Source organism: Parafrankia elaeagni (genome assembly GCF_000374165.1).
Lineage (GTDB): Bacteria > Actinomycetota > Actinomycetes > Frankiales > Frankiaceae > Parafrankia > Parafrankia elaeagni.
Window position 1 is genome coordinate 28,931 of record NZ_KB893721.1, and the last position, 21,316, is coordinate 50,246.

The 21,316-nt window shown below is 73.9% G+C and carries 13 protein-coding genes; 1 reads left to right on the forward strand and 12 read right to left on the reverse strand.

Annotated features, from left to right (window positions below; genetic code table 11):
* Positions 1–12: 12 nt before the first annotated feature.
* From B207_RS0113865 to B207_RS0113920, 12 genes are all read right to left on the reverse strand, one after another.
* A complete protein-coding gene (locus B207_RS0113865; RefSeq protein ID WP_018637150.1) occupies positions 13–2,166 on the reverse strand; it encodes an NHLP family bacteriocin export ABC transporter peptidase/permease/ATPase subunit in 2,154 nt (717 codons plus the stop codon).
* Positions 2,163–2,963 carry an HlyD family efflux transporter periplasmic adaptor subunit gene (locus B207_RS0113870; protein WP_154675338.1) on the reverse strand — a complete coding sequence of 267 codons (801 nt, stop codon included), beginning with the start codon at positions 2,961–2,963 and terminating at the stop codon, positions 2,163–2,165. The genes B207_RS0113865 and B207_RS0113870 overlap by 4 nt, the downstream gene beginning before the upstream one ends.
* Positions 2,963–4,426 carry a SagB family peptide dehydrogenase gene (locus tag B207_RS33835; RefSeq protein WP_018637152.1) on the reverse strand — a complete coding sequence of 488 codons (1,464 nt, stop codon included), beginning with the start codon at positions 4,424–4,426 and terminating at the stop codon, positions 2,963–2,965. The genes B207_RS0113870 and B207_RS33835 overlap by 1 nt, the downstream gene beginning before the upstream one ends.
* Positions 4,427–4,530: 104 nt before the next feature.
* Positions 4,531–6,885, reverse strand: a complete 2,355-nt coding sequence (locus B207_RS33840) for a TOMM precursor leader peptide-binding protein (protein ID WP_018637153.1) — start codon at positions 6,883–6,885, stop codon at positions 4,531–4,533.
* 410 nt (positions 6,886–7,295) lie between these two features.
* Complete coding sequence (locus B207_RS33845; RefSeq protein WP_018637154.1) at positions 7,296–8,060, reverse strand: MerR family transcriptional regulator; 765 nt, start codon at positions 8,058–8,060, stop codon at positions 7,296–7,298.
* Positions 8,061–8,234: 174 nt separating this feature from the next.
* Positions 8,235–8,903: a DUF5825 family protein gene (locus tag B207_RS0113890; RefSeq protein WP_018637155.1), complete on the reverse strand. Its 669-nt coding sequence runs from the start codon at positions 8,901–8,903 to the stop codon at positions 8,235–8,237.
* A complete protein-coding gene (locus B207_RS0113895; protein ID WP_018637156.1) occupies positions 8,884–10,815 on the reverse strand; it encodes a RiPP maturation radical SAM C-methyltransferase in 1,932 nt (643 codons plus the stop codon). Before B207_RS0113895 ends, B207_RS0113890 begins: the two co-directional genes overlap by 20 nt.
* Positions 10,812–12,344 (reverse strand): TfuA-like protein, encoded by a 1,533-nt coding sequence (locus tag B207_RS36905; RefSeq protein ID WP_026311039.1) that lies wholly within the window; start codon positions 12,342–12,344, stop codon positions 10,812–10,814. Before B207_RS36905 ends, B207_RS0113895 begins: the two co-directional genes overlap by 4 nt.
* Entirely contained in the window at positions 12,337–13,479 is a 1,143-nt protein-coding gene (locus B207_RS33855) for a YcaO-like family protein (RefSeq protein ID WP_018637157.1), read from the reverse strand. Before B207_RS33855 ends, B207_RS36905 begins: the two co-directional genes overlap by 8 nt.
* A 116-nt stretch (positions 13,480–13,595) precedes the next feature.
* Positions 13,596–13,955 carry a hypothetical protein gene (locus B207_RS0113910; protein WP_018637158.1) on the reverse strand — a complete coding sequence of 120 codons (360 nt, stop codon included), beginning with the start codon at positions 13,953–13,955 and terminating at the stop codon, positions 13,596–13,598.
* 242 nt (positions 13,956–14,197) lie between these two features.
* On the reverse strand, positions 14,198–15,760 hold the full coding sequence (locus B207_RS36910) for a thiopeptide-type bacteriocin biosynthesis protein (protein WP_051102522.1): 1,563 nt from the start codon (positions 15,758–15,760) through the stop codon (positions 14,198–14,200).
* Complete coding sequence (locus B207_RS0113920; protein ID WP_195905289.1) at positions 15,757–18,504, reverse strand: lantibiotic dehydratase; 2,748 nt, start codon at positions 18,502–18,504, stop codon at positions 15,757–15,759. Before B207_RS0113920 ends, B207_RS36910 begins: the two co-directional genes overlap by 4 nt.
* A gap of 350 nt (positions 18,505–18,854) precedes the next feature.
* Here B207_RS0113920 and B207_RS33865 point away from each other — a divergent pair, with 350 nt between their 5' ends.
* Entirely contained in the window at positions 18,855–21,167 is a 2,313-nt protein-coding gene (locus B207_RS33865; RefSeq protein ID WP_018637160.1) for an AfsR/SARP family transcriptional regulator, read from the forward strand.
* Positions 21,168–21,316 lie beyond the last annotated feature (149 nt).

Sequence of the window (21,316 nt, forward strand, 5' to 3'; positions counted from 1 at the left end):
TCCGTCCTCCCGCTACTGCTGGCGGACGAGGCCGGCGTAGTGACCGCCCCGGGCCATGAGGTCGGTGTGGGTGCCGCGCTCGATCTCCCGGCCGCGGTCGAGGACCACGATCAGGTCGCTGTCGCGGATGGTCGACAGGCGGTGGGCGACGATGAGACAGGTGAAGCCGCGCCGCCGCAGGTTGTGGTCGACGGTGAGCTCCGTGGACGGGTCCAGCGCGCTGGTGGCCTCGTCCAGGACGAGCAGTGACGGGCGCCGGACCAGGGCCCGGGCGATCTCGAGGCGCTGCCGCTGCCCGCCGGAGAAGTTCTTGCCCGCCTCGCGGACGGGTGCCGCCAGGCCGCCGGGCCGGGCGGTGACCGTGTCGTACACGCAGGCGTCGCGCAGCGCCTCGGCCAGCTCCTCGTCGGTGATGGTGCCGTCCCAGAGGGTCAGGTTGTTGCGGATGGAGTCATCGAAGAAGACCTGGTCCTGGTCGACGAGCGCGATCGAGGAGGCCCACAGCTGCGGATCGGTGTCGTTCACCGTCCGCCCGTCGATCGTGACGCCGCCCGACCAGGGGGCGAACAGCCCCGCGGTCAGCCGGCCGACCGTCGACTTCCCGCTGCCGGACGCGCCGACCAGCGCGACGCGCTGACCGGGGGCGACGTCGAGGTTGAAGTCGCGCAGCAGCGGCTCGGCGAGCGGGTTGTAGCCGAAGGTGAGGTTCTCCAGGCGCAGGTGGCCCGACATCCGCGTCCAGGGGCCGGTGTGCGCCCGCGGCGCCGGGTCGGGGTAGCGCTCCACGTCGTTGACCCGGTTGAGGTCGGCGCCCATGTTCTCCAGCCGGGTGGCGAGGCCGGCGAGCTCGCTGATCGGCCGGTTCATCGCCGTGATCAGCCCCTGCATGGCGACGAGCAGGCCGATGGTCAGCGTGCCGTGGGAGACCCGGCCGCTGCCGACGGCGAGCAGCAGCGCGGTGTTCAGCGCGGCCAGCAGCGCCGGCACGACCGAGATCACCGCCGTCGGCACGCCGAGCTTCTGCTGCCCGGAGAGCACCGCGGCCTGGCGCGCGGCGAAGCGGCGGAACGCGTGCTCCTCCTCACCGGCCGCCTTCACCGACTCGATCATCAGGATCGAGGTGTAGGCGGCGGTGATGAGCTTGCCGCGCTCCGCCTGCAGCCCGGCCACGGCGCTCGTCCGCCGGCGTGCCGTCCAGCGCAGGACGACGACGTTGAGCGCGGAGAAGCTCAGCGCGATCAGGCCGAGGGTCAGGTCGTACCAGCACAGCAGCGCCCCGTAGGTGACGACGAGGACGGTGTCGACGACGGTCACCGCGACGTGGCGGGTCAGCATGTCGGCGATGACGTTGTTGACGCGCACCCGCTGGCCGAGGTCGGCGGCCTGGCGCTGGCTGAAGAAGGCCAGCGGCAGGCGCAGCAGCCGGCGGAAGAAGCGCGCGGCGCTGCTGAGCGCCAGGACGCTGTCGGCCCGCAGCAGCAGGCGCTGCTGCAGGGTGCTCGCGACCAGGGTGAGCCCGACCGCGGCGCCCATCGCCGCGACCAGGCCGACCACCGCCCCGGAGTCGCCCGCCAGCAGCACCCGGTCGACGAACACCCGGGTGAACATCGAGGTGGTCAGGCCGACGAGCGCCACCAGCAGGCCGAGCAGCAGGATCTGCGGGGTCACCGACCCCAGGCCGCGCCAGCGGGCGAGCAGCTTGTGCAGCGTGCTCTCGGGACGGCTCCCCCGGGTGAAGTCCGGTCCGGGCTCGAAGGTCAGGATGACACCGGTGAACGAGGCGTCGAACTCGTCCCAGCTCAGGGCACGCGGCCCGGTCGCCGGGTCGTTGATGTGCACCCGGCGGCGGCTCATGCCCTCGAGCACGACGAAGTGCTCGAAGCGCCAGAACAGGATCGCGGGCAGCCGCACGGTGGCGAGCTGCGGCAGGTCCATCCGGAAGCCCCTGGCGATCAGCCCGTGGCGGCGTCCCGCTTTGAGCACGCTCGACGCGGTCGAGCCGTCCCGGCTGACACCGCACGTCTCACGCAGCCGCTCCAGCGGGACGAAGCGCCCGAAGTGGCCCAGGATGATCCCGAGGGAGGCGGCCCCGCACTCCACGGCCTCCATCTGGATCACCGTCGGCGTATGCACCCGGCGCCGCCGCGGGCGGTTGCGCGGCGTCATCGGCGCACCAGCCAGTCGACGGGACGCTCCTCGGCGACCGTGAAGGCGGCGGTCGACATGGTCAGCGCGGTGAGGGTGAACGGAGGCTGCGCCTTCGACCAGTGCAGGCCGCCGTCCGCGTCCGGCTCCAGGGCGACGGTGACCGCGATGACGTTGCCGTCGCCGAGCAGGCTGGGGACGTCGGCGGAGCTACCGGTGAACTCGCGGACCGACTCCGCGCTCTCCTGACGGGCGCCGACCTGGGTGACGGTGCCGCGCAGCGTGCCGAAGACGGCTGCGGGCGCGGCGTCGACCTCCACCTCGACCGGCATGCCGACGCTGACCATCGGCGCGAAGCCGGAGCGCAGGTAGACCCGGGCCTGGAGCCGGTCGTCGGGGGTGTCGAGGCGGACGAGCTCAGCCACGGACATCCCCGGCTGGAGCAGCTGGCCCTGGCGCACCTGCCAGTCGGTGACGTAGGCGTCCCAGGGCGCCGTCACCTCCTGGGCGGACCCGTCGGCCCCGGCCAGCCGGTACAGCCGCTCGCCCTTCGCGACGTTCGTCGCGGGAGCGGCCCACACGTCGGTGACGAGCCCGGCGGCCGTGGCCTCCAGGCTGGACACCCCCGCCGTGTGGGTGATCACGCCGCGGGCCTCCACCGTCCGGGGCACCGTGGTCACGGTGGCCCACACCGCGGCGCCGCCGACCGCGACCACCAGCACGGCCGTGATCAACCAGCCGGGCACCGTCGCGAGGCGGATCGCCTCGTCGAGCTGTTCGGGAGCGTCGAGCTGCCGCAGGGCGCGGCGTCGGAACATCACAGCGTGTCCACCTTCTCTTCCCACTGCGGCGCGTCCTGCGGGAGGCACGAGCCGAGGACGAAGTCCGCGACGCTCGGTTCGGCGAGCGGGTCGACACCGGCCGCCCGAGCGAACGCCGCCGAGTCGCCGGCGCCGACGGCGCACGGCGCGAGGCCCATGGCCGTGGCGACGAGGTACATCAGACCGGTGAGAACCCCGGCGTGCTTCATGATCAGGGTGTAGCCGAAGCCCTCGTACTTCCACATCACCCGGGCGACCCGCGCCGTGATCACCAGATGGACCTGCGGGGTTCCGGTGAACCGCGCCGAGGCCGTCACGTACTCCAGGGCCCGGGTGGCGGCGCCCTCCAGCGGCCCGAGGCGCTCGAGCCGGTGGCCGACCGACTCGTAGTGGTAGACGCCCGGGTCGAGCCCCTCGCACCGGCGGACGACCGCGTACACCTCCAGCTCGTGGAGCGCGCCGCCCGCCGGGTAGGGCCGGGCACCGACCTCGGTGCCGCCGTCGTCCCCGAGGACGGTGGTCCGCTGCACCCGGTGGAGGAACTCCGCGAGCTGCGCGGCCGTGATCGGGTTGCTGTCATCGTGCTGGCGGACGGTCCGGCGGACCCGCACGACGTCGGTGAGGGCGGGATCCGTCTTGGCCACCAGCGCGAGGTCCGGCTCGGGCAGCGGGACGGCCGCACAGCCGTCGAAGGTCCGGGCGAGCGGCTCCGGCTCGATGCGCCCGCGCATCGGGTAGGTCCCCCCGACGGGCAGGACGTGCCGGCCCGGGCGGGAGCGCTCGTGCAGCGCCAGCTCGGTCGGCGACCAGGGGGCCAGCGGCGCCGCCCCGCTCTCCTGGCCGGCCGCCGCGGCGCTGACCAGGACCCGGGCGGTGAGCAGGTCGTCGAGAACCCGGCCGGCGAGGTCCTCGGCGACACCGAGCGTGCGGGTGAGGTCGTCGAGGCCGATGCCGTCGCCCACGGCCGCCTGGGCGAGCGCGGCAGCGACCGACGGGGCGAGCGCGGCCACGGCGAGTGTGCTGAGCGGGGTCTCGGCGACGAGCCGCCCGTCGGCGGAGCGGATCAGCGCGAACCGCGACAGCCGGTACCGGGTGGTCGCGTCGTGGCCGAGCGGTGGCGGCAGGCTGTTCGACCCCAGCCCGCGCGGGATCAGCTCGAGGAGCGCGCGGCCGTCGCCGAGCAGGCGCCGGCCGAGCCAGGAGTGGGCGAGCAGGCCACGGACGAGCACCTGGACCCCCAGGATCCGCGTCTCGCCCTCGACGGCGGCGACGAGCTCCCCGATCTCGGTGTCCGTGGTCCACGACTCGCCCAGTCGCAGCAGAGTCGACCGGCGGCCGACGCTGACGTCGTCCAGCACCAGCCGGTATCGCGCAACCCGCAGGACGACGGCGCCGTCCTCACGCAGGGTCACCGTCGCATCGGGTCGGAGGCGGTACGCGTCGTTGCCGCCCAGGCTCATGGCAGTCCACCAGCTTTCTTGCCGTTGGTCACTCGCCGTCAGAAGAGGGTTCGGAAGACTCAGAGGGTCCAGAAGACTCAGCAGGTTCAGAAGGCTCAGAAGGCTCAGAAGAAGACGCTGTAGGGATTGGCGGCCGTCTCGTCGCCGGCGAGGGGGCTCCGGCCGAGGCGGGCCGGCACGTCCCACAGGCGCCCGGCACCGAGCCGACGCCAGAAGTGACGGGCGCCGGGCACGACGACCTTCGCGACCGCCAGGTCGATGTCGGGACGGCTCTGGTCGACCACGAGGACCTCCAGGCCGGCCCGCGCGGCGACGTCCACGCAGTACGCGACGTCGGCGGCGACGTCGCCGGGGGCGACCCCGCGCGGGTGGTCGGCGGCCGTCCGCGGCGCCTGGCCGGGGTCGGGGAGCAGCCAGGACTGCTCGGCGGTGCGCACGGTGGTGAACCAGCGCAGGCTCGCCGGGTCGTTCAGCCCGTACCGCGTGGTGCCGTCGGGGTTGCGCTGCGTCACGGAGGGGAGGAACTGGTTGACCTCGGTCAGCGCCCGCACCAGCGCGACATGCGGGTCCAGCGCCGCCCCGAAGCCGACGACGACGTCCTCGGCCGCGCCGCCGACGCGGCTCGACACGCCGGCGTAGGTGGGGATCCCGAGATCCGTGGTGAGGTCGAGCACCCACAGCCGGCGGTCGAGCCGCTCGGCGTGCACCCGCCGGATGTCGTCGACCCAGCGGTCTCCGAAGCTGTCGAGGTCCACGCCGGGCAGCCGCGACCGGTGGTACCACCACAGCGCCACCGCATCGCGTTCGACGACCTCGCAGAATCCCTGGACGATCGCCTCCTCCAGGGTGGAGCCGGCGGCGGCGCCGTTGGAGTCGGCCGCGCAGGCGGCCAGGGTCTCCCGCTCGGGGTGCCCGTACCAGCAGTAGGCGGCGGGCAGCTCCCGGACCCGCTGCGCGGTCAGCGACCAGGCGGGCGTCCAGTCCATCTCGACGTCGTCGCCGGTGGGGCGCGGGATCCAGTGGAAGGGGCCGGAGTCGGCGTTGCGGCGCTCGCGGTCGGCGTACTGCGCGTCGGAGAACAGCAGCAGGTCGCGCAGGGGCACCGCCCGGTCGGGGCCGAGCGCCGCGAAGCTCGCCCGGCGTACCGGGCGGTCGCCGCGCCACAGGCCGCAGTAGCGCTCGATCGCCTCACCGAGCGCGCTCGCCCGGGCCTGAATGTCGCTGCGTCCCTTGCCCCCGCTCTGCCCGCGCAGGTTCCGGCGCAACATGTCGAGGTCGCGGCCCAGCGCGAAGTTGTGGCCCGCGCTGTAGGCGAACGTGACGCCGTCGCTGTGGTCGTCGAGGGGGGTCAGTCGGGTGACGACGCCCAGGTAGGGGCTGACGTGGTGCTCCAGCCTGGCGACGATGTCGGCGGCGGTGACGGCGCGGGAGTCCGCGCCGGACGGGCGGGAGGTGACGGCCAGTTTCGGGTCGGCGTCGCGGAGCAGGCCGGGGTCTCCGCACACGGGGCACTGCGGCTGGCGGACCAGAACATGGTGCGACGTCGTGTGGTCCCGGGAGTCGAGCGCCAGCATCCGACCGGTCAGGCGCGGCGAGGCGCCGTGCTGCGCGATGACCGCGAGCTCGGTCATCAGCAGGCCGGCCAGCGCCACCGTCGTGCCCGCCACGTCCGCGCGGGCGGCCAGTGGCCGTGGCTGGTCCGGGCGCGCCCGGGCGAGGTAGTTCTCGACCTGCTCGTTCTCCTGCCAGCGGGAACGCAGGCACTCCCAGCATCCCGTCTCACCGGGGACGAGGTGCGGGCCGAGCATCGCCACCGCGCCGCGCGGCCGGACCAGCACCCAGTGCCGCCCGCTCGCGAGCATCGCCTCGTTGACGGCGCGCAGCAGCGGGTTCAGCGCCGAGTCCGTCACGACCACCACCGGCGGAGCGCCCGCCGCGGCCGGGAGAACGGCCGACCTCACCGCTGCCTGCACCGCTGACAGCACCGCCGCGGCGGAGGTCGCGGAGGTCGCGGTCGGGCCCGGGGCGCTGACGGTGCGCACGGGCAGGCCGAGCCCGGTCAGGACCCGGCCCAGCGTCATCCCCGTGGCGGCAGCCGTGTGGAGGACCGTGACGGTATGCGGGCCCGGCCAGCCCGCGGCGCGCACGGGATCGACCTCCAGGAGATCCCAGCCGGCTGCCTCGCCGGCCGGGATCCTCCCGGCCGGGCCGTCGGCGAGCACGCCGAGCGCCTCGAACCGCCGCAGGGCACGCAGCACGGCGACGAGAGGGTGGCGCCCGTCCATCGCCACCGCGAGCGCGCCGACCGTGCGGGTGCCGTCCAGCAGCGGGACGAGATCGACGGCGGCGCGATCGTCGACCACCAGCCGGCGTGACTCCCCCAGGAGGAACAGCCGGGAGCCGTCGCCGTCACCGACGACGACGGGCTCATAGTCGGCGCGCAGGCGCGGATACCGCATTCTCGACCCCCCGTATGGCGTTGACGCCCAGCTTCCCCACCCGGATCCGGATGTGCCAGCAACGGCCAGGAAAGAGGCCACGGGGAAGCGAACGTGCCAGAAATCCGTGCAAGGAACGAAACATTCATCCCACCGACCTCCCGGCGATCGTTTCTCGCCGTAGACGCATTCTTCACGCGTTGTTCAATTACCTGGGTGATGGCCGTCGAGAGGTCGGCCCGGCGGCGGCGGGCGCCTTACTGACAGGAGAAAGCCGCCACGGCGACCAGGCCGTGGCGGCGGATTGCCGGAACAGCGGACACCGAACGGCGGACACCGAACGGCGGATACCCAACGGCGGATCCGGAGTCCGGCCGTCCAGGCCCTCCCGAGCTCCGGCGACGGGCTCGGCCGGCGGGTCAGCCGGCGGGTCAGCCGATGTCGAACGGCTGGGAGGGGTCGACGTCGGTGTGCAGGTCGAGCCCGAAACGCCGGTTCTCCAGCGCGGCCACGATCGACTCGCTGCAGTTCTCCACGGCGACCCGGAACGAGGCCGACACCAGCTCGATGATCCCCTGGACCAGCTCGCCCGAGTCCTGGTCGGGGTTCTCCCACGACGCGCCCCGCGCGCCCGCACGCTCCGGGGAGTCGGCCAGGACTCCCGAACTGAACTCCTCGGCGATCTGCTCGGCGACCGGCGCGAGCCGGCTGAGCAGATCCACGAGCACCCGCAGCGAGGCGGCCTCGCCCACCCCGACCTCGCCCAGGCGCAGGGCGGCCCGCAGCACCTGCGGCCGGGCCAGCCGCACGTCGCCCTCCTCCGTCCGGGCAACGACGTTGTGCCTGCTCAGCGCATAGACCAGCGACGGGCTGTGCAGGGCGAGCCGGCCCAGCGCCGCGGTCAGCGCCGCGACCCCCGGGTCGCTGGGGCGGGCCCCCAGCATGGCCTCGATCGAGACGAGGTTGAACCCCTGGCGCTGCAGCGCGACGATCGTGCGCAGCCGGCGGACGTGGCTGTCGTCGTACAGCGCGATCCGGCCTCTGCGGACCGGCGGCGGGAGCAGTTTTCGTGCCTGGTGCGCACGGATGTTCCTCGGTGACATGCCGACGATCCGGCTCAGTTCCTCCACGGTGACGCCGTTCGCCGTGCCGTCGGAGGGGCTCGTGCCCCGGTCCGGCGCTGCGGTCTTCGTCAACCTTCCTCCCCTGACTGGACTCGCGGACCGCACCGGGGCACCGCCCCGGCCCGCCTGCTCGTCCTTCGTCGAGGTCACGGACGCGAGGATGGTACGGCGCGGCACATACAACTCGCATACACCAGGCGTATACCGATGTCCTCCGGACCGGGCACTTCCGAAGATCAGGCGTGGTCAGATCACCTGCGCCGGGAAAGGCCATCGGTATATCCGGGTCGGCACCCACCACGCACAGCCGGCCAGCCCGAGGACGAGACGGGCCGCCGCGAGCTCCCGGAGCAGTTCCGCCGGCATCCGCTCCACGGCGATGCCACCGATCAGCGTCTCGATGACGTCGAGCGTTTCAGGGTCGTCGAACACGTGCCGTTCCAACGGCCCGAAGCGCCGGTCCCGCACCTCGACGAAACCGGGCCCGTGGCGGAACACGCACCGGCCGGGGAAGTACCCGCGGCGCCACCGCGCCGTGGTCGCCTTCGAGGCGCCGAAGATCCACGCTGGTGGGAACAGGTGCCCGAGGGCGCCGTGGTCGGCGCAGCCCTCGTCGCAGCGGGCGATCCAGTGCACCGCGAAGCCGCGGGCGGTGAGCTCACTGATCAGCGTGAGCGAGCGCACTGCCGTCACCGGCGCGTCACCGCACAGCGGCACCGGTTCGGCGACCCGGGCGTAGCGGGCACCCTCGCCGTACAGCTCGGCCGCCCGCTCGCTCCAGTCGCCCGTCAGCTGGCGCGTTCCCAGCGCCATGCCGGGCAGGGCGAGCGCGGCACGGGCGTAGTCACGCCACAGCTCGACGGTGACACCGAGGTCGTCCGACGGGGCACCGAGGTCATCCGACGGCGGCTGCACGACGGTCCCTCTCCTCGGAACTGGTGGTCAGGCCGGCGGCCGCCGTCTCGTCGGCGACCCCGGACCGCACCCGCAGCAGCGCCTGGTTCTCCGCCTCGACGGCCAGGTGGACGTACCGGCCGTCGTCGTGGAAGACGAGGCCGTGGCGGGTCCACCGTTCCAGCAGGGCGGGGACACCCGGCGGCCCGCTCCTGATCCGGCGGGTGAGCGCCGCCGCGCCCCGCGGTTGGTCCAGCGCCCGGAACAGCTCCAGTTCGGCGGGAGTGGACAGCTCCAGGACGGACCAGTCGTACGCGGGCCGACTGTTGATCAGCACGATCCGGTCCCCGAGGTCGTGGTAGGTGAGCCGGCTGTGCGGATGCTCGGCCCGCCACCGCTCGACCGCCCCGCCCAGCGTGGTCGCCAGCTCGGCGCCGATGCCCTGCGGCGCCGCCGTGAACAGGTAGGCCAGGTCCGCCAGGGTCTCCGCCGGAAGCTGGTAGGTCTCGGCGTACTGGGCGGCCGGCCGCGGGTCGGGAAAGCCGAGTTCCGGGCGGTCGAAGTAGGGGCTGAACCGCTCGATGCAGATCCGCATGCTGCCCGCCGGCGGATCCAGGTGGTGCAGGGCCGGGAACTGGTCGAGAACCGACGTGTAGTCCCCGTCCCGCTCGCCGGGAAACCCGTGGAGGTAGTTCCACGAGACGCTGACGCCGCTGCTCTGCGCGTCGCGCAGCGAACGCACGTTCTGGGTACCGCTGACGCCCTTGTCCATCAGCCGCAGGACGTGCGAGCTGAGGTTCTCGATGCCGGGCTGGACCTGCGCCGCGCCGGCCTCCCCCAGAGCCTGGAAATGGTGGCGGCGCAGGTTCGACTTCACCTCGAAGTGCAGGCGCAGGTCGTGGTCGGACGCGGCGAGCGCACGCAGCACGGTGTCGAAGTAGCGCATGTCGATGATGTTGTCGACGACGACGAAGTCGAGCACCTGGTGGCGCCGCGCGAGGTCGAGCAGCTCCGTCAGGAACGCCTCGGGGCTCTTGCTGCGGAACTGCATGAGCGAGCCGTTGAGCCCGCAGAACGTGCAGTGGTGCTTCTCGCCCCACCAGCAGCCGCGGGCGCCCTCCACGAGCAGGGCGGGCGCCGACCAGGCCGCGGCGGCGCTGCCGTGCAGCCGTTCGAAGAACCCGTCGTAGGTGGCCGGCAGGATCTCCTCGGGCGGCAGCGGGAGCTGCGCCGGCGGGTTCGCGACCGCCTCGCCTCCCGGGGCCCGCCAGCACAGGCCCGGCAGGTCGGAGAGGTCCTCGACACCCGCAGCGCTCTCGGCACCCGTGGCGATCGCGTCGAGCAGCGCCGGGAACGTCCGCTCGCCCTCGCCGCGGACGACGAAGTCGACGAACGGGAAGGAGCGGTGCAGGGCCTCGCCCTGGGGGCCCTCGCAGTTCGCCCCGCCGAACACGGTCCGCACGCCGGGCAGCCGGGCCCGCAGCAGCCGGGCGACGGCGAGGCTGGCGGTGTTCTGCTGGAAGGTGGTGGTGAAACCGACGACGTCCGGGCGCAGGTCGGCGAGGTCGTCGACGACGCGGTCGACGAAACGGGGCGCGAGGGCGTGCAGGGTGCGGGTCAGCTCGATCCTGGCGGCGCTGGCGCCGGCGTCCGCGAGCAGCCGCGCGAAGCTCTCCCCGTCACACGGCCCGCCGTTCAGCGCTCCGGCGAACACCCAGTCACCGGCGCCCAGAAAGTAGGACGACTCGGTGTAGAACTGCAGCTCGGACCGGCCGAACGTGGTCTCGCCGACGACCCAGTCGGCGAAGTCGAGGTTCGCGTAACGCACCGTAACCTCGTGGCCGCGGCGCTCGGCGGCGGTACGCAGGATGCCCAGAGCGAGCGAGGGCACGTGGGTCGCGGCCCACGGCATGTGCACCAGGACGGTCCTCACGGCGACGGGCTCCCGGTACCGGCGGCGGGGAACCAGCGGGCGTGCGCGGCGAGGTCACCGGCGTGGCGGCGCAGGTGATGCAGGTCGGGAAAGCCGCGGTCCCAGGCGCCCGCCTCCAGCTCGTCGACGGCGCACCCCCACAGCCCGGCGCAGTAGCGGTCGACCAGCTCGTACCGCAGCCGCTGCCCGCCACCGTTCGCCCCGCCACCGTTCGCCCCACTGCCGTTCGCCCCACTGCCGTTCGCCCCACTGCCGTTCGGCTCGCTGCCGTTCGGCTCGCCGGCGCTGTGGCCGCCGGTCCGGCCGGCGCCGCGCCGCAGGGCGAGATCGGCGAACGTCGTCACGGCGGCGACCCGCTCGTACCATCCGGTGATGTCCGCCGGGAGCACGGTCGGCAGGATGGCCAGCCGGGCCGCCGGCGTGGTGCCGTGGCTGCGGGCGAGGACCCGCAGGACGGCCTGGGCGGCCGGCAGCCCGTCACGTTCCGCGGGGGTCAGCCAGCCCAGGCAGGCGTCGGCGAGGGTGCCGGTGGCGTCCAGCAGCCCGCGGCGGCGGGCCAGGTCGACGCCGAGGCGCTCCACCCGCTCGACCGCCCCCGCCCCCGGCACCGGCGCCCCCGGCACGTCCACCCGGCCCTTCACCCCGCTCATGCCCTTCACCCCGCTCACCCCGCCCACCAGGGCGGTCAGCACTGCCAGGCGGTACCGGCGGGGGAAGCCCGGGTCGGCCAGGGCCACGGTGTTGGCGACGGCGTCGCGGGTGACCCAGGCCCCGGCCACCTCCCGCCCGCCGAAGCCCTGTGACCAGCTCGCGGCGTACATGGTGTCGTGGCCGGTGATCGCCAGGTCCTCGCCGTCAGGCGGCCGGATCCACGGCGATCCGTTCGCGACGAGGGCGAGCAGGGCGCGGGCGTCCGCCGCCTTCGCGTCGATGTGGTGCTCCCGCAGCCACCCGGCGAGCGCCTCGGCCGTGGCGGCCGGCAGCAGGGAGCGGGCGAGCCGGTTCAGCCCCGGCAGGCTGCGCCCGCGGAACGGCTGCGCCCCGACCGCGGTGACGAGCGCCTCGCGCTGCCCGGCGTCGATCACCCCGGCGGCCGCGGCGCGGTCGAGGTCGAGCCGGATGTTGACCATCGGCTCCGACATGGCCCGCGAGTCGTTCTCCTCGTCGGCGTGCACGATCGCGACCTCGTCGTCGCCGTCGATGACACCGTCGCGGTAGAGGTCGAAGACCTGCCCGACCCCGCGCATCCCGTACGGCCACAGCTCGGCGGCGCGCAGCGCGCCCATGCTGCTGGCGCCGGCGACGGTCACACCGTCCGCGAGCAGGCCGAGGATCTCCTTGTGCCGCACGGCCGCGCTGTGCAGGAACAGACCGTCGATCAGCAGGACGGTGTCCCCGGGGCCGGCGGCGAGGCGGGCGAGGTCGCCGTGGCGCACAGGGGGTTCGATCCGCGCCTCCGGGAGGATGCGGTGCACCTCCGCGCGCGTCAGCGAGGGCCCGACGTAGGCGATGGTGCGGGGCTCAGCCACGGCTCACCTCGTGCCTTCCGGAGAAGTGCAGGCCCGGCGCGAACGTCCGCCAGACCGGCACGGCGAGATCGGGCCGGGTGAGGTCGACGGCGAACGGCTCCGTGCCCGTGCGGTCGGTCACCCGGCGGGCGACCCGGTCGAGGATGTCCGCCAGCGAGGACGGCAGGTGTGGCGTCTCCGGCACGGGCTCCGTCGCGGGATGGGTGACCGGGGGGCGCGCGTCGAAGTCGCGGCTGCCCCGGTACATCGCGTTCGCGAAGTCGTCGCGGGTACCGGAGATGAAGGTCAGCCGGGACTGGGCGGCTTCGGTGAGCGCCCGCAGGAGGGCGACGGTGGCATCGGGATGGCAGCCCGCGCCCGCGAACAGCACCGGCAGGTCGGCGGCCCAGGTGTAGGCCACATAGCAGGGCACGCCCAGCTCGTTGGTCGCGTCGCAGACCTCCAGCCAGCAGCGGGCTGCCTCGAAGCCGTCGAGCACGGTGTGGACGGGGCCGGCGGCGGCCGTGCGCGGATCGGTGTAGCGGCGGTCCTCGAGCGCGGTCGCGCCCAACTGGGCGGTGCAGTCACGTTCGATGATCTCGAGCAGGCCGTGCAGCTTCGCCTCGGTGGCCGTGTTGCCGCTGGCCAGACCGTTGCTGCTGGGCATGAACTGGGCGTACTCCCAGGCGACGCCCAGGCGGGCGTCCAGGCCGATGGCGGCCAGCGGCACCGGCTGGGGCGTGCCGGTCAGCAGCCCCTGGCCCGTCACCCACTCCAGAACGAGGGAGTCGGTCAGCAGGGGACGCGCGGCGATCGACAGGCTCCGCAGGTCGTAGGCGTCCGTCACCGCGCTCGCCGGCCCGACGTGGGTGGGCGCCAGGTGCAGGTTCTCGGCGTGCCAGGTCTCGATGGACTCCATCACGGCGCTGATCCTGGAGTCCAGGGGCGTCAGGCCCTTGCCCTGGGAGACGGCCAGCGTCCTCGACGTCGGCCGGACCGCGAGGTAGACGGGGATTCCCAGCTCGTCCAGGCCGGTCACGTCCGCCACCCGGGTGATTCCGACGGCGGGGAGAAGGTGCGCGATCCGCGCCCAGGTCTGTTCGGCCGTGACACTGCGGTACGTCCGGACGTCCGCCCTCGGCATCGTGGTCGTCATGTCGTCATCTCCTCCACCGCGGCGTGCGGGAGACCCGTCCGCGATCCGCTCCCCCGGCGGGGAGCGGATCGCGGACCCGGTTCCGGTGGGGCTGCCGGGACTACGGCTGCCGGGACCTACTTGGTGTCGACGTAGCAGGCGATGATGACGACCGCGGCGGCACCGGCGGCGACGGTGTCCAGCTCGACGTCGGTCAGCTCGGCCGGGTCGAAGGTCGGCGCCGGGGGCGCGTGCAGGACGTGAACGCCCTCGGTGCCGGTCCAGTCCTGCACGAGACGCTCGGTCGTGTAGAGCCCGTCCATCGCGGTCTCGTCGATGCGGACCTCACGGCCGGCCTCGACGGGCAGGCCCGCGTCGAGGGCGTACTGGCGCGGGTTGGAGCGCAGCCGGGCGATCTCGGACTCGTTGGCCCACAGCTTGTTGAACATGAGCAGGTAGGTGTCAGCGAACTTCTTCGGGTCCTCGATACCGGCCATTATGGCCCCCTTCTCTGCGTCGTCCGGAGCTGTTCTCGCCCGGTGCAACCGAACCTACGCGGCATGGACCAACACCCGGAAGAGATTTCCGTGAAATGCCATCCGAACGGCCTTGTTTGCCATTTTCCTTGCACCATCCCATGTCATTCTCCAGGGCCACCTGGACAGCGTCGTACATTCACTCGAACGGCATTGTGTGATGCCGCGGCGCCGCGAACCGTGCCATCGTTTCGTGACAGGTTTCAGCGGTGACTGGCCGGGCCGACGACGAGCAGGCAGGCCAGCACCTCGTCGACGCCGTCGAGCAGGAACAGCTCCTGGGCGAGGTCGTCGTGGAAATCCCCCACCACCGCGAGGTCGAGGTTCAGTGCCTCCGCCCGCGTGGCGGCGGCCTGGGCGACCCGCCCGGCGTCGAGGAACGCCTGCCGCAGCGCACGCAGGCCGCACCGGGCCCGCAGCTCGCCGAACCGGGTGTACACCCCGACGACCGCCGCGGGCACGGCCGGTGCCCCGCCTGCGTCGGGCAGGCTCGCCGCGAGATCCGCCGCGGGCGCCGGCGGGCCGATCAGGACGGGCTCGTCCGCCGCGTTCCCCTCGTACAGCCCGGCGGGCAGCCCCACCACGTCGTGCACGAGCAACCGCAGCCGCATATCGCCAGGGCCGACGTCCTGGAGCGGTCTCACCGTCAACAGCCCGAGGACGGCGTCGCTGCGCGGCAGCCGGTCCCGCGGGGTGGCACGCGGGGCGGCCAAGGTGGCAGCGGGGGCCGCTGGCGCGGCGAACAGGAGTGCGGGTGGAGCGGCCGGCTCCGGAATGGTCGGCGGGAGCGGCGGGAGCGGCGGGAGCGGCTTCCCCGCCAGCGTCGGCAGGTGCCGGCTGCCGTCGAGATAGCGCCGGTCGGCGGCGTCGGGCCCGTCGGCGAAGAAGTCCGGCGGGCCGTCAGGGCTGCGCAACGCGAGCACCAACATGGCGTGCAGCGCGTACTCCTGCTGCGGCCACAGCCCGAGCCGGTTGTGCAGCATGTGCAGCTGAGCCGCCCAGATCTCCGACCGGCGCTCCGGGTCGGCGCCGAGGTCGGCCAGCTCGGCGTCCGCGGCACGCACCTCGGACGCCCACATCCCGAGGTGTGCATGGCCGACGGCGACGGCGGCCTCGACGGAACGCCACCGCCGCGCCACGGCGGGCCCCTGGGCGTTCGCCCCGAGGGCCGCGAGCGGTGCCAGGACGGGCCCGTCCGGATGGCTGCGCACCGAGACCATCCGGCGGCGCAGCCAGGCCACCGTCCGCCAGGGGTCGAGGCCACGGGCGATCACGGTCGCCAGCGTGAGATCCAGGGCCGCCGACACGCGCCGGCCCGGTGCCCCGCCAGCACCGAGGACGTCGAGTGCGTCCAGCGCCACCTGCGACGAGCGGCAGAAGACACGCTCGGCCACCGACACGGCCGCCGCGCCACCGTACCGGGCGACCTCCGGCTCGTAGGGAACCGGACGGATCCGGCCCCCCGCGCCCGGGCTCCCGGCCCACCGCGCAAGGTCGGCGGCCACCGCCTCGGGGCCCGCCCCACGGAATCGGATCCGCACATGTGTGCCCTCGTCGGTGTGACGGACGAAGAACCACTCGTCGACCGCGCCGCAGCTCCGCAGCGCGGACATGCGCTGACGAAGCGTCTCGGTGAGGAATGCGTCGACCAGCTCCGTCTCGCGGTGCAGCTCCGTCTGGTCGCGGCGAGGGTCGTGGGCCCCGTCGTGGGCCCCGTCGTGGGCCCGGTCGTGGTTCAGGTGGTAGTGCAGGCCGTGCCAGATCACCAGGCCCGCCGATAGGTCTCGATCATGATCTCGGTGGCGCGCTGACCTGCGGCGGGCGCCGGCAGCGCCTCCTCGACCACGACACCGCCCGGGTGACGCGCCAGCAGCCGGCCCAGCGCCCGGGCGTGCAGGACGGAGCCGAAATCCACGAACTGCGGTTTCGGCAGCTCGCCGCGCACCGGCTCACCATCGCCCACCGGGAGCACGACGACCTTCTCCGGCAGCTGCAGCAGGCTCCGCCACCGCAGAGCGGTTCCCACCGGCGGACCCGGTTCCGCGGCGAGATCGTCGGCCCACGCCCGCACCATTCGGGCCGAAAGCGTCCACCGGGCACGGGCGAGCACCACGGCCCGGTGACGCAGCCGCCGCCGGTGCGTCACCGGGCCCAGCGCCGTCTCGAGCCGCGAGGGTGGGCTGAGCGTGTCGGCGAGCTCCACCTGGCCGCAGCCAAGATCGGCCACCAGGGGCAGCAGCCTGTCCGGCAGCGTCAACGGCTGCAGAAAGCCCAGGTAGAGAAGGTCCAGGTACCGACCGGTGGCGGTGTGCCGCAGTCGGAGCAGGTCCTGCTCCGGGTCGTGGACGAGGCACAGGTCGTCAGGCCGGATCGTCCCCCACGCCGGATCGTCGGACACCTCCTCGACGGGCGCACGGACGTCCCCGGCCAGGTCGGCGGCCCCGCCGCCAGCCGTGGCGCCGGCGCTGTCACCGAGAAGCGGGTGCAGGTTGGCGTTGAAGCCGCACACCGGCCGCAGCTGGGCGAACCGCGCATTCGAACCGAGTGTGCCGCGCACCTGCGCCGCCACGGCGCCGAGCGCCTGCGGGCCGAACGCGGGGAGAAACCGGCTCGTGAACCGGCCCCAGCCGCCCTGCACGGCGTTCACGCACAGCACGGTGCCCAGCGCAGTGGTCATCGGCTGCGCGAACACGGCGTAGGACGCCGGGCGGTTACCCAACCAGACCGGCAGCCGCCGGGCGGCCTCGTCCAGCACGTGGTCCGGGAGAACCACCTCCTCGGCCTCCGGCTCGGCGGCCGCGACCGCGGCCGCGAGACGTCCCAGCTCCGCGCGCAGGCTCGCCAGCTGCGGGCTCGTCGCCTGGCTCCACAGGCGGGCGTACTCGCCGCCGAACGCGACGACGTCCGCGCACGTCCCGCCCGCGCCGAACCGCTCGACGAACAGGTCCCGCGCGGCGCGGCGCAGCAGCGAGTACCGGTCGAAGATCTCGAACAGCGGCGTCACCCGGGCCAGATCACCGCGGACCAGCCGCCCGTGACGCTCCCCGAGGGTGAGGACGCCGTCCAGCGTCACATCCTCCGTCAGCGGCGCGGAGTCGGCGGCCGCGGCCAGCGTCGCCGCAGGTGCAGGGCCGGGCGCGGGGGCGGGGCCGGGCGCGGGGCCGGACGCAGGTGCGGCGGCGCGGGTAGCCGCAGCGGCCAGTGCGGCGTCCCAGGCGTGGCGCAGCCGCGCCAGCTCGGCTGGTCGCCGCCCGGCCGGGGTCGCCGCGTAGGCGCGCGTCCGGCGGTCGAGGTCGGCGAGGGTTCCCGCCATCTCCGTCGCAGCCGTTGCTGTCTCCGCCGCCGTGGTCGACGAAGCGATGCCGCCGAACCAGGTCGCAAGCGCGCCGAGGCAGTCGAACTCCTGGGGGTCCACGGGTGCGCACGGCTGCAGCAGCCCCGCCCGGACCAGACTCGCGACGTATCTCCCGGCCGCCGCGCGCGCCTGTTCCGGCGGGCCGGCCATGCGCACGGCCAGCGCGGCGGTGACCTCCGCGAGCTGGACGACACCGCTTCCGGCACGGTCGAGGACGAGCCGCAGCGGCCCGGTCAGCGGCAGGGCGAGATCCTGCTCGCCCGCGATCGCCTTCGGGTCGTCCGCGGGTGTCGGCCGGCGGAAACGCAGCCTCCCGCCGTCGACCCGCAGTCCCGACGCGAGCCGATGACCGAAGTGCTCGTTCAGGTCGGGCCATCCCACCAGCTGCACGATCAGGCGGTCGACGAGATGGCGGTCCGGCCGGGCGACGGCGCGGGCGTGGACATCCTGCCCGATACGCAGGCCCGCTCCGATGATCGCGTCGTCCCCGGTGCGGACGACATCCCAGGCGGGCATGGCACGCCCGGAGTCCGCGGCCGTCGAGGGCCCGGTGGGCTCGTCCTCGTCGGCCCAGCGGCCCCATCCCACCAGGGTGAACCAGGACAGCGGGCTCGTTCTTGTCGTCGCCCGCAGGGCGTAGCGCAGCACCGTGTGCTCGGACTTGCGGCAGCGCTCGTCGGGCCGGCCGCCCTGCTCGGCCGTGCGGCTCACCGCTCGCAGCAGGTTCTCGCTGATGGTGGCGACCGCCCGCCGCAGTGGCTCCGCCCGGCAGAGCTCAGCCAGTACGGCCCGCTCGGCGGCGAGAACGGCAGGGGCCCGCTCGGTGAGGTCGGCAATGAGGGTGTCGATCTCGCCCCGGGCCTGCAGCCAGGCGGACGCGAGAGGCGGGAGATCCGGCACGGCGGCGAGCGTCGCCTGCAGTGCCGGCCGAGACGACCGGCAGTTGTGGACGTCGCGGCGCAGCGAGACGAGAGCGCGGCGGTGCCCGGCCGCGGATCCGGCGTCACCGGGACAGGCGCCGACGCGGTCGTGCAGCACGGCTGCCAGCGACTCGGAATGCTCGGCACACCAGCGAAGCCGCTCGACCAGCCGGGCGCTGTGCCGCCGAAACTCCTCGACGAGCCGTGGGTCTGCCGGCGGGGCAAGAGCGGACACCCGCACCACCGCGCAGGGCGCGACGGAAACAGCACAGACGATCCCTGAGCGCGCATCGGGACCGGGCGATTCTACAACACCGAACACCATCCGTCATCCCCTCCACCCAGGGCCCGACAGGCTTCTCTGCATCTTTCCCGCGCCCTCGCAAGCATCCGGCAACGGAATACCTGGTTACAGGACCGGCTCATCCGAGGGAAGCATTTAGTTCCGGCATCGACAACAAGAACAACCAGCCATTCTTTGGAGGTCGGTCCGGCGCAGGCGGAACCCGCCGGTACAACAATAGAATGCTCCGCATACACCCGGCGTACACGCCAGGTACAGGCCGTGACGCATCCGCGCCGGGCGTGCGCTTCGACCTGCTCGGGCCGTTGGTGGTGCGCCACGACGATCGTCCCCTGCGGCTGGGCTCGGTGAAGCAGCGCCTGCTGCTGGCCACTCTGCTGGCCCGGCCGAACGAGGCCGTCCGCATCGCGGAGCTGACCCGCGCGCTGTGGGCCGGCGAGCCGCCACCCTCGGCGGCGGCGAACCTGCGCACGTACGTGCTCGGGATCCGCCGCACGGTGGGCGCCCGGGACGGCGCGGCCCGGCTGCCGGCCACGGCCGGCGGTTACCTGCTCCGGGTGGAGAACGGCGAGCGCGACGTCGACCGCTTCGACGCCGCCGCCACCCGCGGCCGGGCCTGCCTCGACGCCGGCGACGCCCCCGCGGCCGAAGCCGAGCTGTCCCGCGCGCTGGCTCACTGGCGGGGCGCGCCTCTCGACGGCCTACCGCTCCCCACGTGCCTGGAGCCGTGGGCGGGCCGGCTTCTGGAGCGGCGCCTGCTCGTCGAGGAGGACCACGCCGAGGCCATGCTGGCCCTGGGCGCCGACAGCGAGGCCGTCCGCTGCCTGCGGCCCCTGGTGGAGAGCCATCCGCTGCGGCAGCGGGCGTGGGGGCAGCTCATGCTGGGCCTGTACCGGGTGGGTGACGTGGCGGGCGCGCTCGAGGCGTTCCGGCAGGCGCGGACGGCCCTCGCCGAGCAGGCGGGCCTGGACCCCGGGCCGGAGCTGACCCGGCTCCACGACGACATCCTGCACAACAGCCCGACCCTGGCCGAACGGGGCAGAGCGCATCCGCACCGTTGTTCGGGGGCGGCCCCGGACCTCGGGTGGTTCGAGCTGCCGCCCGCGGTGGAGCCGCTCGTCGGCCGCCGGAGCGACCTCGCCACCCTGCTCTCCTGGGCCGGGGGCGCCGAAGGCCCGGTGATCGCCCTGCACGGCCCGGGTGGGGTGGGAAAGTCAGCGCTGGCCGTGCACGCCGCCCGCGCGACGGCCGCGTCCTTCCCCGGCGGGGCGTTGTACGCCGACCTTCGTGGCGCCGACACCGACCATGATCCAGCACGGCCCGCCGAGGCACTCGGACGCTTCCTGCGAGCGCTGGGCGTCCCCGACGGAGCCGTGCCCCCCGACGTCGACGAGGCTGCCGCCGCCTACCGCCGTGAGCTCGCCGGCCGTCGCGTGCTGGTCGTTCTCGACAACGCCCACAACGCCGCGCAGGTCGCCCCGCTGCTGCCCGCCGATCCGACCTGCGCGGTCGTCGTCACCAGCCGGCGGCGGCTGGCGACCCTGTCCCGCGCGCGGCATTTCGCGGTCGAGCCGCTCACCGCGGAGGACTCCGCCGCCCTGCTCGCCGCCGCCGGTGCCGGCCCGCGCGCGACGGCCGAGCCGGCGGCGGCCCGGCGCCTGGCCGGGCTGTGCGGCCATCTCCCGCTGGCACTGTGCGCCGCCGCGGCCCGGCTGGCCAGCCGGCCGCAGTGGTCACTGGGCGCGTTCGCCGACCGGCTGGGCGACCCCACCCAGCGTCTCGACGAGCTCTGCTACGACGACCTGTGTGTACGCGACGCACTGCGGCCGGCCTACACGGCGCTGCGCAACGGCACCGAACACGAGCGCCTGTCCGCCCGGGCCTTCCGCCTGCTCGGAGTGGTACCGGTCTCGACGATCACTGTCGGAGCCGCCGCGGCGCTCGTCGGCCGGCCGCCCGACCGGACCAGGCGCCTGCTCGACACCCTCGCCGACCACCGGCTGCTCGAACCGCACCAGGCGGGCCGCTACGTCCTCCCCGAACTGCCGCAGATCTACGCGCACGAACGGGCCCGGGACGAGGAGACCACGGCGGAGCGCGATGCGGCGCTGCGCCGCCTGACACAGGCCTATCTCGCGGTCGCCGAACATACCGAGGGCCTGGCCCAGGCCGACGGACCACCGCCACTGCCGGCACCCTCCCCCACGCCCGCGGCCTCCCCCACGCCCGCGGCCTCCCTCGCCCTGCCGGCGACCGCCACGGACGTGACCCGCTGGCTCGCTGCGGAACACCGCACCGTCGGCCAGCTTGTCGCCCGGGCCGGCGGCGCCGGGGGCGACCTGCCGGAGCTCGCCGTCCGGCTCGCCCGGGCCTGCGGCGGTCTGTGCGCCCGACACGGACACCCGGCCAGAGCGCGCGCGCTGATCGACGGGGCGGTCGACCTCGCCGAGCGGCTCGGTCTGACCGACCAGCACATCGCTGCCCTGTTCGACCGCGCCCGCCTCCGCGCCGCCGGCGGAGACGTCCACGGAGCACTCACCGACCTGCTCGACTGCGCCCGTACCGTGGATCACTCGGAGCCTCTGCGGCGGTGAGCCGGGGTGTGGTGACGGAACAGCTCCGCCATGGCAGGGTGCCAGACGGTCCCGCTGCCCGAGGTCAGCCCGTCGTGACGGGTTCACCAAAAATCTCTAGATGTATGAAGTGCGAGACCGTGCGATCACACGTGGACACGGAGGGCCAA

What these genes read in the sequence shown, in the direction of transcription:
- B207_RS33855 (WP_018637157.1), bottom strand. Translation starts at nt 13,479, where the DNA reads ATGACGACCACGATGCCGAGGGCGGACGTCCGGACGTACCGCAGTGTC.
- B207_RS0113870 (WP_154675338.1), bottom strand. Translation starts at nt 2,963, where the DNA reads ATGTTCCGACGCCGCGCCCTGCGGCAGCTCGACGCTCCCGAACAGCTC.
- B207_RS0113910 (WP_018637158.1), bottom strand. Translation starts at nt 13,955, where the DNA reads ATGGCCGGTATCGAGGACCCGAAGAAGTTCGCTGACACCTACCTGCTC.
- B207_RS33840 (WP_018637153.1), bottom strand. Translation starts at nt 6,885, where the DNA reads ATGCGGTATCCGCGCCTGCGCGCCGACTATGAGCCCGTCGTCGTCGGT.
- B207_RS0113865 (WP_018637150.1), bottom strand. Translation starts at nt 2,166, where the DNA reads ATGACGCCGCGCAACCGCCCGCGGCGGCGCCGGGTGCATACGCCGACG.
- B207_RS33835 (WP_018637152.1), bottom strand. Translation starts at nt 4,426, where the DNA reads ATGAGCCTGGGCGGCAACGACGCGTACCGCCTCCGACCCGATGCGACG.